The organism is Pseudomonas sp. KH_024_B2, from assembly GCF_057839965.1.
This window is the reverse complement of sequence record NZ_CM174502.1, coordinates 901,723-913,118: the sequence shown is the minus strand read 5'-3', so window position 1 is coordinate 913,118 and position 11,396 is coordinate 901,723. Positions and strand designations below refer to the sequence as shown.

Below are 11,396 nucleotides of genomic sequence, written 5' to 3'. Positions count from 1 at the left end.
CACATTCATGTGCCGGAAAGCCGCGCTACTTAAGGTCACACAGATGGACATGCAATCCCGAATTCGCCAGCTTTTTCAGGCCAGTATCGATACCAAGCAACAGGCGATGGACGTACTTGCACCGCACATCGAGCAAGCCAGCCAGGTGATGGTCAACGCCCTGCTCAACGAGGGCAAAATGCTTTCCTGCGGCAACGGCGGCTCTGCGGGTGACGCGCAGCATTTCTCGTCCGAGCTGCTCAACCGCTTCGAGCGCGAGCGTCCGAGCCTGCCAGCCATCGCACTGACCACCGACAGCTCGACGATCACCTCGATTGCCAACGACTACAGTTACAACGAAATCTTCTCAAAACAGATCCGCGCCCTCGGCCAACCTGGCGATGTTTTGCTGGCGATTTCCACCAGCGGCAACTCGGCGAACATTATTCAAGCGATCCAGGCCGCACATGATCGCGAAATGATTGTCGTAGCATTGACGGGACGCGATGGCGGCGGCATGGCTTCGCTGCTTTTGCCGGAAGACGTCGAGATTCGCGTACCGGCCAATGTCACTGCACGTATTCAGGAAGTCCACCTGCTGGCGATCCACTGCCTTTGCGACTTGATCGACAGCCAATTGTTCGGGAGTGAAGAATGACCCCTAATCGCCTAGGCCTACTGGCCTTGACCCTGTGTCTCGGCATCAGCGGCTGCACCTCGGTAGTTAACGCCAGCCGTGAAGCGCCCATCGATGATGACCGCGGCACTCGCACCTTCGGCAGCAAGATCGACGACTCCCTGATCGAAACCAAGGCCGGCGTGAACATCGCCAAGGCCAATCCGGACCTCGACCACAGCTCGCACATCGTCGTCACCAGCTTCAACGGCGTCGTATTGCTGGCCGGACAGACTCCGCGCGCCGACCTCAAGGCTCAGGCCGGACAAGTCGCCGGCGCTGTCCAGCGCGTGAAGACAGTGCACAACGAGCTGCAAGTTTTGCAGCCCTCCTCGCTGCTGGCGCGCCAGAACGACACCTGGCTGACCGCCAAGATCAAGACCCAGATGCTCACCGACCCCAGCATCCCCGGCTCACGCATCAAAGTCGTGACCGAGAATGGCATCGTCTACCTGCTGGGCTTGTTGACCAAACAGGAAGCCGCCCGGGCCACCAGCCTGGTGCAGGGTGTTTCCGGCGTGCAGAAGATCGTGAAGCTGTTCGAATACATCGACTGACGCAGCAAGACTGGCAATAAAAAAGCATCCCGCGGGGTGCTTTTTTTATGGGCATGTGCCTCTCGCGGATGTACCCAGATCCACTGTGGGAGCGAGCTTGCTCCGGGCGGCGTTCCGACGATAGCGGACTATCAGGCGGCATCAATGTTGAATGTGAGGCCCTCATCGCGAGCAAGCTCGCTCCCACAGGGGGTTATGGTTTGCAGGGAGATCGAGTTCAAAGCTCAAATCCCGCCCACAAAAAAGGCGATCCATCTGGATCGCCTTTTTTATTACTTGACCACTTTCAGACTAGGCCGGCCGCTTGGACGCGGTGGCTCGGTATCAGGTGGCGGACCGTCTTCATCCGGCTCAACCTCGTCATCGTCCTCCATAGACGATTCCAGATCGAAGACCATGCCCTGACCGTTCTCCCGGGCATAAATACCCAGGATGGCAGCTACAGGCACGTACAGCGTATGCGGCACACCGCCGAAACGCCCTTCGAAGCTGACCGCATCGTTATCCATGTGCAAATGCCGCACGGCACTTGGCGATACGTTCAGGACGATCTGTCCGTCACTGGCAAAGCCTTGGGGCACCTGCACCGACGGGTACTCGGAATTGACCAGCATGTGCGGGGTGCAATCGTTGTCCACAATCCACTCATAGAGCGCGCGGACCAGATAAGGTCGACTGGAGTTCATAGCGGCTCCTTAAGCCTTAGCGCATATCGCGTTCGACACCAGACAGACTCGCCTGGAAAGCCTCACGCGCAAACTGACGCTCCATATAATCAAGCAGCGGCTTCGCCGGCCGCGGCAACTCAATACCCAGAATCGGCAAACGCCAGAGTATTGGCAATAGGCAGCAATCGACCAGACTTTGTTCCTCACTGAGGAAAAATGGCTTGTCGGCGAACAGCGGCGAAACGCCGGTGAGGCTTTCACGCAGTTCTTTACGAGCCTGCACGCGAGCGGCTTCCTTGCTGCGCGGATCCAGAATCAGATCCACCAGCCCACACCAGTCACGCTGAATGCGGTGAATCAGCAGACGGCTATTGGCACGCGCCACCGGATAAACCGGCAGCAAAGGCGGATGCGGGTAACGCTCATCCAGATATTCCATCACCACGGTCGACTCCCACAACGCCAGGTCACGATCGACCAGGGTGGGCAAGCTGCCGTAAGGGTTCACTTCGATCAGTTTGGGTGGATGACGGCCCACCTCCACAGTAATGATCTCGGCGCTGACACCCTTCTCTGCGAGCACGATGCGTACTCGGTGGGAATAGTGGTCGGCGGGGTCGGAGTAACAGGCCAACCGATTGGTCACGCCCATGGCGGTCCTCCTCGCTTGTAAAAATTATCGGGAGCAGAAAACGAGCGCGCCCAGAGGGCGCCTCCCGTAACGCCTGGATGATCCAGACTCGTTACACCTTCAGAGACGCCCTTGGGCGCGCACGATTAACAGCAATTACTTACAACTCTATCAATGAACGTCCTTCCAGTATTCGCGCTTGAGCAGATAAGCGAATACGAAGAAGAAGGCCAGGTACAGCAACACGTAGGTACCGATGCGCTGATGCTGCAGCTTCACCGGGTTGGCCGAGTATGCCAGGAAAGTCACCAGATTCTTGACCTTCTCGTCGAACTGCTCTTCGTTCAGCGTGCCGGTTTTCGGCAATACCGTCAGCTGATCGCACGCTTCATGAGTCAAAGCGGTGCCGGTCAGCGGGTCGTATTGCTTCTTGCCGTGTTCGACGACTTGAACTTGTTTGCAGCCTACCACCTGACGGCCTTGCAGACCCACCAGAACGTTAGGCATACCGACATTCGGGAATACCTTGTTGTTCACACCATAAGGACGAGACGGATCTTCGTAGAAAGACCGCAGGTAGCCGTACAGCCAGTCAGTACCACGAACACGCGCCACCAGGGTCAGGTCGGGTGGAGCCGCACCGAACCAGTTCTTGGCGTCGGCCGATTGCATGCCGATGTTCATGTGGTCGCCGATCTTGGCGCCGGTGAACACCAGGTTCTTGAGCATCAGATCATGGGGAATGCCCAGATCGTCGGCGACGCGCTCATAGCGCTGGAACTTGGCGCTGTGGCAGCCCATGCAGTAGTTGGCGAATGTCCGCGCGCCGTCTTGCATGGCCGCTTTGTCGGAAACGTCGATATCGACCTTTTCCAACTCAGGAGCGCCAGCTGTCGACGCGAACGAGAACGCAGGCATAGCAGCAAGAATCAGTACAGCAAATAGCTTTTTCATCAGCCAGTCACCCTTTCCGGAACCGGTTTGGTCTTCTCGAGCCGGGTATAGAACGGCATCAGAATGAAGTAGGCGAAATACAGGAAGGTACATACCTGCGACAGCAACGTACGCCCAGGGGTTGGAGCCAGAACACCCAGCACACCCAGAATCACGAACGAGATGCAGAACACCCAGAGCCAGATCTTGCTCAACCAGCCCTTGTAGCGCATGGATTTGACCGGACTACGGTCAAGCCACGGCAGGACGAACAGCACAGCGATCGCGGCACCCATGGCGATAACACCCAGGAGCTTGTCGGGAATCGCACGCAGGATCGCGTAGAACGGCGTGAAGTACCAAACCGGTGCAATGTGTTCCGGGGTCTTGAAGGCGTTCGCCACTTCAAAGTTCGGCTTCTCGAGGAAATAACCGCCCATTTCCGGGAAGAAGAACACGATCGAGCAGAAGATGAACAGGAACACCACCACGCCGACGATATCTTTCACGGTGTAGTACGGGTGGAAGGCAATGCCGTCCAGCGGTACGCCGTTTTCGTCTTTGTATTTCTTGATGTCCACGCCGTCGGGGTTGTTCGAACCGACTTCATGCAGCGCCAGAACGTGCAGCACCACCAGACCGAGAATCACGATCGGCAAGGCCACGACGTGCAGGGCGAAGAAGCGGTTCAGGGTAATCCCCGAAATCAGGTAGTCGCCACGAATCCACTGGGTCAGGTCGTTGCCGATGACCGGGATCGCACCGAACAGCGAGATGATCACCTGAGCGCCCCAGTACGACATCTGGCCCCATGGCAGCAGGTAGCCCATGAAGGCCTCAGCCATCAGTGCCAGGTAGATCAGCATGCCGAACACCCACACCAGTTCACGCGGCTTCTGGTACGAACCGTAGAGCAAACCACGGAACATGTGCAGATAGACCACGATGAAGAACGCCGAAGCGCCGGTGGAGTGCAGCAGACGCAGGATCGAGCCGTACTCGACGTCGCGCATGATGTATTCGACGGAAGCGAATGCCTCTTCTGCCGACGGGGTGTAGCTCATGGTCAGCCAGACACCGGTAACGATCTGGTTAACCAGCACCAGCAGTGCCAGGGAGCCAAAGAAATAGAAGAAGTTGAAGTTCTTCGGGGCGTAGTACTTGCTGAGATGGTCTTCCCACATTTTGGTTGCGGGAAAGCGTGCATCAACCCAATCCATGAACTTGCTCATCACGCTTTCTCCGTATCGACGCCAATGACAATGACGCTGTCCGACTCATAGGAATGCGGTGGCACTGGCAGATTCAGCGGCGCAGGTTGCGACTTGTAGACGCGGCCGGCCAGATCGTAGTGAGAACCGTGGCAAGGGCAGAAATAGCCACCAACCCAATCCTTGCCCAGATCGGCAGGTGCCACTTCCGGGCGGAAGGTCGGCGAGCAGCCCAAGTGGGTGCAAATGCCGATCAGCAGCAGAACTTCTGGCTTGATCGACCGCGTTAGCGGGTCGACATAGGTCGGTTGTGTCGAGTTCTTGGAGGTCGGGTCAGCCAGCTGGCCCTCGATCTTCTTCAGATTCCCCAGGATTTCCTCAGTACGGCGGACGATGAATACCGGCTGACCGCGCCACTCAGCAATCATCTGCTGACCTGGATCGATCTTGCTGATATTCACTTTCACCGGTGCACCTGCGGCTTTCGCCTTGGCACTGGGAAACCATGACCCCACGAACGGGACCGCAGCCCCCACCGCTCCTGCAGCACCCACCACGGACGTGGCTGCTACCAAGAAGCGACGCCGGCCTGCATTCACGCCGTCATTGCTCATTCAGTCCTCTCCCATCAGCTTTGTGGCCTGTTAAATCAGGCATCTACTAAGTAAAAATCTGAACTTATAAAAATTTTGCCGAATGGTAATGAAAAGCCCCTACTCTGACAAGGTAATTACCATCCTGCCCCAGCGGCAAGCCTTGTAGTATAGGGGCTCTGCGGATGTGGCAAGTTGTCACAGCAAAAAAACATCGCCCATAAAAAACGCCCAGCTCCGTGAGGAAACTGGGCGCTTTTGAACGTAAAAGCGAATTAACGCTTCGAGTACTGCGGACGCTTACGCGCTTTACGCAGACCCACTTTCTTACGTTCAACTTCACGTGCATCACGAGTAACGAAGCCAGCTTTGCGCAGTGCACCGCGCAGAGTTTCGTCGTACTGCATCAGTGCGCGAGTGATACCGTGGCGGATTGCGCCAGCTTGACCACTTACACCACCACCGATCACGGTGACGTAGATGTCGAACTTCTCGACAGTCTCAGTCAATTCCAGCGGCTGACGAACTACCATGCGGGCAGTTTCGCGACCGAAGAAATTATCCAGGGAGCGGTTGTTGATGGAGATGTTACCAGTGCCCGGACGCAGGAAAACGCGTGCGGTTGCAGTCTTGCGACGGCCAGTGCCGTAATTTTGAGTCGCCGACATAATGAACTATTCCGTTAAAACTTCAGTTCTTGGGGCTGCTGAGCAGTATGAGGGTGTACAGCGCCCGCATAGACTTTCAGCTTACGGTACATGTCGCGACCCAGCGGGTTCTTAGGCAGCATGCCTTTTACCGCGGTCTCGATCACGCGTTCAGGAGCTTTGGCGATCAGCTTTTCGAAGTTGATCGACTTAATCCCGCCCGGGAAACCGGAGTGAGAGTAGTACATTTTGTCAGTGAACTTGGCGCCAGTGACACGTACTTGCTCAGCGTTGATCACGACGATGTAGTCACCGGTGTCAACGTGCGGAGTGTACTCAGGCTTGTGCTTGCCACGCAGGCGGCTCGCGATTTCGGTGGCCAGACGACCCAGGGTCTGACCAGCAGCGTCGACGATGAACCAGTCGCGCTTTACTGTTTCCGGTTTAGCAGTAAAAGTTTTCATTCTTTATAGCCTCAGGGGCCGCCCTGATAAATTAGACGGCGGATCTTACTGAATAGTGCGTACTTTGACAAGTCAAAGGCAGCCGGATACAGACGCTATCGGGGGCTCGGGTCAGCGCGTCCGTTCAACGGCAAGATTCTTCGGCAGGCGGCGCATCACTTCCACTGCAGAAAGAGGTGCGCAATTATGCAGATTGCGAAAAAATTTTCAACCTGCTTTTATGATTGTTTTGCCCAAGGAGCTCTTGATGGATTACCGCAAGCTAGGCCGAACCGACCTGAACGTGAGCGCCCTTTGCCTCGGGACCATGACCTGGGGCGAGCAAAACAGCGAGCCAGAGGCCTTGGCCCAGATCGAGCGAGCCAAGAACGCCGGGGTCAATTTCATCGACACCGCCGAAATGTATCCGGTGCCGCCAAAAGCCGAAACCTATGCCAGCACCGAGCGCTATATCGGCAACTACTTCAAAAGTCGCGGTGATCGCGCCGACTGGGTGCTCGCCAGCAAGATCGCCGGCCCCGGCAACGGCATCGACTATGTGCGTGACGGCCAGCTCAAGCACAACCGCAAGCACATCGTCGAAGCGCTGGACGCCAGCCTCAAGCGCCTGCAGACCGACTGGATCGACCTCTACCAGCTGCACTGGCCTGAGCGCAGCACCAATTTCTTTGGACAACTGGGCTACAAGCACAAGGCCGATGAAGACTTCACCCCGCTGGAAGAAACCCTCGAAGCGCTGGATGAACAGGTCAAGGCCGGCAAGATCCGCCATATCGGCCTGTCCAACGAAACCCCGTGGGGCACCATGCGTTTCCTCGCTCTCGCCGAAGCCCGTGGCTGGCCCCGCGCGGTGTCGATCCAGAACCCGTACAACCTGCTCAACCGCAGTTTCGAAGTCGGCCTGGCGGAAATCGCCATCCGCGAACAGTGCGGGCTGCTGGCTTATTCGCCGCTGGCGTTCGGTTTTCTGTCAGGCAAGTACGAAGGTGGGGCACGCCCGGCCAAAGGCCGCCTGAGCCTGTACAGCCGCTTCAGCCGCTATTTCAACCCGCAGTCGGAAGCGGCGTGCAGCCGTTACGTCGCCCTGGCCCGCGAACACGGCCTGGACGCGGCGCAAATGGCTCTGGCCTACGTGACCCGGCAACCGTTCGTGACCAGCAACATCATTGGTGCCACCACCCTCGAACAGCTGGACAGCAACCTCGCCAGCGTCGATTTGCAGCTGACCGATGAAGTGCTGGCGGGGATCGAGGCGATTCACCAGGATCACCCGAACCCGGCACCTTGATTGATCCATTGACCCATTCGCGGGCAAGCCCGCTCCCACAGGGTACTTGTGCTTGACCACACTTTGTGATCGACATAGACCCCCTGTGGGAGCGAGCTTGCTCGCGAAAGCGATCTCGAGTTCACCTCATCATCAAAGCGACCGCGCAATAATCTCCTTCATGATCTCGTTAGTCCCCGCATAGATCCGCTGCACCCGCGCATCCGCCCAGGCGCGGGCGATCGGGTATTCCCACATGAAGCCGTAGCCGCCATGCAACTGCACGCATTCGTCGAGCACCTTGCATTGCAGGTCAGTGCCCCAGTACTTGGCCATCGCCGCCGTCGGCACATCCAGCTTGCCTTGCAGATGCAACTCCAGGCAGCGGTCGACGAAGACCCGGCCGATCTGTATTTCAGTGGCCATTTCAGCCAGCTTGAAGCGGGTGTTCTGGAAATCGGCGATAGCCTTGCCAAACGCCTTGCGCTCGCGGGTGTACTCCAGCGTCCACTGCAACGCCGCCTCGGCCGACGCCAGGCCACCTATCGCGACCGTCAGGCGCTCTTGCGGCAACTCCTGCATCAGATAGGCGAAGCCCATTCCGGCTTGCCCCAGCAGGTTCTCCTTGGGCACACGGACGTCCTGAAAGAACAGCTCCGAGGTGTCCTGGGCCTTCATGCCGACCTTTTCCAGCCGTTTGCCCTTGGCAAAGCCCGGCGTGTCCGCCTCCACCAGAAACAGACTGGTGCCCTTCGCACCCGCTTTGGGATCGGTCTTGGCCACGACTATCACCAGATCGGCCAGGAAACCGTTGGTGATAAACGTTTTCGAACCATTGATCACGTACTCGTCACCGTCCAGCACCGCGGTGGTTTTCACCCCTTGCAGGTCGGAACCGGCACCCGGCTCGGTCATGGCAATGGCCGTGACCATCTCGCCGGAGATCAGTTTCGGCAGGTATTTGTGCTTCAGGGCTTCACTGCCGTAATGCAGGATGTAGGGCGCGACGATGTCCGAGTGCAGCGAAAAACCGATACCGGTCAATCCGAGACGGCCAACCTCTTCGATCACCACCGCGCTGTAGAGAAAGTCCGCCCCCAGCCCGCCGTACTCTTCTGGCAAATGCGAGCAGAGCATCCCCGCCTCCCCCGCCTTGTTCCACAGCTTGCGGTCGATGTATCCCTGCTTTTCCCATTCCCCATGAAACGGCACGGCCTCTTTTTCGAGAAAGGTACGCACGCTGTCGCGAAAGAGTTCGTGCTCGGAACTGAACAAGGTTCTGGGGATCATGGGCACACCTGTAATTGTTGTCAGCCGGGATTGGCCCATAGAGCCTATGCCCACCGTTCGCCACAGGACACTGGACACATCCGACAAAAAATAAGACGATCCAGCCGTCTGGTGACCACTTTCCCCTATAAGAATAAAGTTGAATTATGTCTAACCAAGTCTCCACGCCCTTGCGGCGCGTCAGCATCCTGGCTATCGACCGGGTTTTTGCTTCAACCCTCATGCAAGCCAAGGATTTCTTCCATCTGGCCAGCCTGCGTTATGGCAAACAGCTCGGCCACGGCCTGACCCCGGCATTCGAAACCCGTCTGGTCAGCCCCGACGGACAGTCGGTATGCAGCTTCAGCGATGTGATCCTGCCAGTAGACGGCGGCCTGGAAGATACCGATGTGATCATCCTCCCGGCCTTCTGGGACGACTTCGAAACGCTCTGCCAACGTTATCCGCAAGTGCTGCCATGGCTGCGCGCACAACACGCCCGCGGCGCCGTGCTCTGCGGCGAAGCCACCGGAGTGTTCTGGCTCGCCGAAGCCGGCCTGCTCGACGGCAAGGAAGCGACCACCTACTGGCGCTTCTTCAATGCCTTCAGCGAACGCTTCCCCAAGGTGCAACTCAATCAGGACAAGCACCTGACCGACGCCGACAACCTCTATTGCGCCGGCGGCACCACCTCGGCCTGCGACCTTTATATCTACCTGATCGAGCGGTTCTGCGGCGCCAACGTCGCCCAGGCCGTGGCCCGCGATATTCTCTACGAAGTGCAACGCAGCTACGCCCCCGGCCGAATCGGTTTCGGCGGGCAGAAACTGCACCAGGACGTGATCATCCTGCAGATCCAGCACTGGCTCGAAGAACACTTTGCCGACAAATTCCGCTTCGAGGACGTTGCCCGCGAACACGGCATGAGCATCCGCAACTTCATGCGCCGCTTCCAGACCGCCACCGGCGACAAGCCGCTGCATTATCTGCAGCGCCTGCGCATCGAAACTGCCAAGGGCCTGCTTTCCGCCAGCCGCAAAAGCATCAAAACCATCAGCTATGAAGTCGGTTATGACGATGCCAGCTTCTTCGCACGACTGTTCCGCCAGCACACGGAGTTGTCACCGAATCAGTATCGGCAGCAGTTTCAGCAAGCGGCTTAAGGGCTAGACACAAATCCAATGTGGGAGCGAGCCTGCTCGCGATTGCGGCGGCACATCCAATATTGATGTGACTGACACACCGCCATCATCGCGAGCAGGCTCGCTCCCACAGGGGTTCTGCAAGACATACAAAAAAGGGCCTGCATTTGCAGACCCTTTTTTATTTTCCGAAATATCCTACGGCTTGTGCGCCCGCGACAGGAATTCGTGGGACTGCAGTTCCAGCAAACGGCTGAGGGTGCTCTGGAACTCGAAGTTCAGGCGACCACCGACTATCGGGCATTTCACCCCAGATCGCGTGAATCGAACTGCCTCCAATAAAACTTAGGGATAAAAACTACAACCTAAAAGGAAACGACTGACTTACGCCCTCAGCCGGTTCGACTCTTATAAAAAAGACAACCACACAGGTTGCAAAACAATAAAAAGAGGTCATCCGAAATGAGCGAGCCAACAAGCCCTGTTCGTGTAGCAGTCGTGCAATTCGACCCACAAGTCGGCATGGAGAATCATGAGCGCAATCTGCGTTATGGCCTGGAGCTGGCCCTGGAGGCGGTAAACGGAGGTGCAAACCTCATCGTTCTGCCTGAGCTTTCAAATACCGGTTATTTCTTCAGCAATCGCCAGGATGCGTTTGAACATTCGGAAACGATTCCCAGTGGGCCGAGCGTGCAAATCTGGATGGATTTCGCCTGCAAACACAAGGTCTACCTGGTGGCCGGCTTGACCGAACGCGACGGCATGCGACTCTTCAACACCGGCGTTCTTGTAGGGCCTGACGGTTTTATTGGCAAGTATCGAAAAGCCCATTTGTGGAACCTGGAAAAATTATGGTTCACACCGGGTGATCTCGGCTTCCCTGTTTTTGATACGCCAATAGGCCGCATCGGGTTGTTGATCTGCTGGGATATCTGGTTCCCGGAAGTGCCGCGAATCCTGAGTCAGCAAGGCGCGGACATCATTTGCAGCTTGAATAACTGGGTCTGGACGCCTCCGCCCCTGTTCGATGACGCCGGCAAATGCATGGCTTCGTATCTGACGATGACGGCAGCTCACGTCAACAATGTGTTTATTGCGGCCGCCAGCCGGATCGGCGAAGAGCGAGGTGCTCGCTACCTGGGCTGCTCGCTGATTGCCGGAACCAATGGCTGGCCGATCGGCGCAGTGGCTTCTGCGGATCAGCAGGAAATTCTGTTTGCCGATATTGACCTGACCAGCTCCCGAAGTGCGCCCATCTGGAACAATTTGAACGATCTGCATCGCGATCGTCGAGCCGATCTCTACGATCAGATGCTCGGTTATACCCAACACCCTTGCCTCCCGCGCTGATAACAGGGG

At 57.3% G+C, this 11,396-nt stretch carries 13 protein-coding genes and 1 pseudogene; 5 read left to right on the top strand and 9 right to left on the bottom strand.

The window, feature by feature from the left end:
- Nucleotides 1-43 precede the first annotated feature (43 nt).
- Together AC3I0A_RS04265 and AC3I0A_RS04260 are read left to right on the top strand one after the other, a co-directional pair.
- Nucleotides 44-637, top strand: a complete 594-nt coding sequence (locus AC3I0A_RS04265; RefSeq protein WP_007904374.1) for a phosphoheptose isomerase — start codon at nt 44-46, stop codon at nt 635-637.
- On the top strand, nt 634-1,212 hold the full coding sequence (locus AC3I0A_RS04260; protein ID WP_489376392.1) for a BON domain-containing protein: 579 nt from the start codon (nt 634-636) through the stop codon (nt 1,210-1,212). The genes AC3I0A_RS04265 and AC3I0A_RS04260 overlap by 4 nt, the downstream gene beginning before the upstream one ends.
- Before the next feature lie 272 nt (nt 1,213-1,484).
- On the opposite strand, the gene AC3I0A_RS04255 is transcribed toward AC3I0A_RS04260, so the two are convergent.
- The 7 genes from AC3I0A_RS04255 to rplM form a co-directional block, all read right to left on the bottom strand.
- On the bottom strand, nt 1,485-1,898 hold the full coding sequence (locus AC3I0A_RS04255) for a ClpXP protease specificity-enhancing factor (protein ID WP_489376391.1): 414 nt from the start codon (nt 1,896-1,898) through the stop codon (nt 1,485-1,487).
- Between the two features lie 16 nt (nt 1,899-1,914).
- The gene (locus AC3I0A_RS04250; RefSeq protein ID WP_489376390.1) at nt 1,915-2,532 is read right to left on the bottom strand and encodes a glutathione S-transferase N-terminal domain-containing protein; all 618 of its coding nucleotides are present in this window, start codon (nt 2,530-2,532) and stop codon (nt 1,915-1,917) included.
- A 150-nt stretch (nt 2,533-2,682) separates the two neighbouring features.
- Nucleotides 2,683-3,465, bottom strand: a complete 783-nt coding sequence (locus AC3I0A_RS04245) for a cytochrome c1 (protein WP_489376389.1) — start codon at nt 3,463-3,465, stop codon at nt 2,683-2,685.
- Entirely contained in the window at nt 3,465-4,676 is a 1,212-nt protein-coding gene (locus AC3I0A_RS04240) for a cytochrome b (RefSeq protein WP_489376388.1), read from the bottom strand. Before AC3I0A_RS04240 ends, AC3I0A_RS04245 begins: the two co-directional genes overlap by 1 nt.
- Entirely contained in the window at nt 4,676-5,269 is a 594-nt protein-coding gene (gene petA, locus AC3I0A_RS04235) for a ubiquinol-cytochrome c reductase iron-sulfur subunit (RefSeq protein ID WP_489376387.1), read from the bottom strand. The genes AC3I0A_RS04240 and petA overlap by 1 nt, the downstream gene beginning before the upstream one ends.
- Before the next feature lie 254 nt (nt 5,270-5,523).
- Nucleotides 5,524-5,916, bottom strand: a complete 393-nt coding sequence (gene rpsI, locus AC3I0A_RS04230) for a 30S ribosomal protein S9 (RefSeq protein WP_002555064.1) — start codon at nt 5,914-5,916, stop codon at nt 5,524-5,526.
- Between the two features lie 14 nt (nt 5,917-5,930).
- On the bottom strand, nt 5,931-6,359 hold the full coding sequence (gene rplM, locus AC3I0A_RS04225) for a 50S ribosomal protein L13 (protein ID WP_150641864.1): 429 nt from the start codon (nt 6,357-6,359) through the stop codon (nt 5,931-5,933).
- 247 nt (nt 6,360-6,606) lie between these two features.
- On the opposite strand from rplM, the gene AC3I0A_RS04220 reads away from it, so the two are divergent.
- A complete protein-coding gene (locus AC3I0A_RS04220; RefSeq protein ID WP_489376386.1) occupies nt 6,607-7,647 on the top strand; it encodes an NADP(H)-dependent aldo-keto reductase in 1,041 nt (346 codons plus the stop codon).
- A gap of 132 nt (nt 7,648-7,779) precedes the next feature.
- Here AC3I0A_RS04220 and AC3I0A_RS04215 read toward each other — a convergent pair whose 3' ends face one another.
- Nucleotides 7,780-8,916 carry an acyl-CoA dehydrogenase family protein gene (locus AC3I0A_RS04215; RefSeq protein WP_489376385.1) on the bottom strand — a complete coding sequence of 379 codons (1,137 nt, stop codon included), beginning with the start codon at nt 8,914-8,916 and terminating at the stop codon, nt 7,780-7,782.
- 245 nt (nt 8,917-9,161) lie between these two features.
- Between AC3I0A_RS04215 and AC3I0A_RS04210 the strand changes: the two genes are divergently transcribed.
- The gene (locus AC3I0A_RS04210) at nt 9,162-10,058 is read left to right on the top strand and encodes a GlxA family transcriptional regulator (RefSeq protein ID WP_489378405.1); all 897 of its coding nucleotides are present in this window, start codon (nt 9,162-9,164) and stop codon (nt 10,056-10,058) included.
- A gap of 177 nt (nt 10,059-10,235) precedes the next feature.
- Here AC3I0A_RS04210 and AC3I0A_RS04205 read toward each other — a convergent pair.
- Nucleotides 10,236-10,328, bottom strand: a pseudogene (locus tag AC3I0A_RS04205) (hypothetical protein); the annotation flags it as partial.
- 171 nt (nt 10,329-10,499) lie between these two features.
- On the opposite strand from AC3I0A_RS04205, the gene AC3I0A_RS04200 reads away from it, so the two are divergent.
- Nucleotides 10,500-11,387, top strand: a complete 888-nt coding sequence (locus AC3I0A_RS04200) for a nitrilase family protein (protein WP_489376384.1) — start codon at nt 10,500-10,502, stop codon at nt 11,385-11,387.
- Nucleotides 11,388-11,396: the final 9 nt, after the last annotated feature.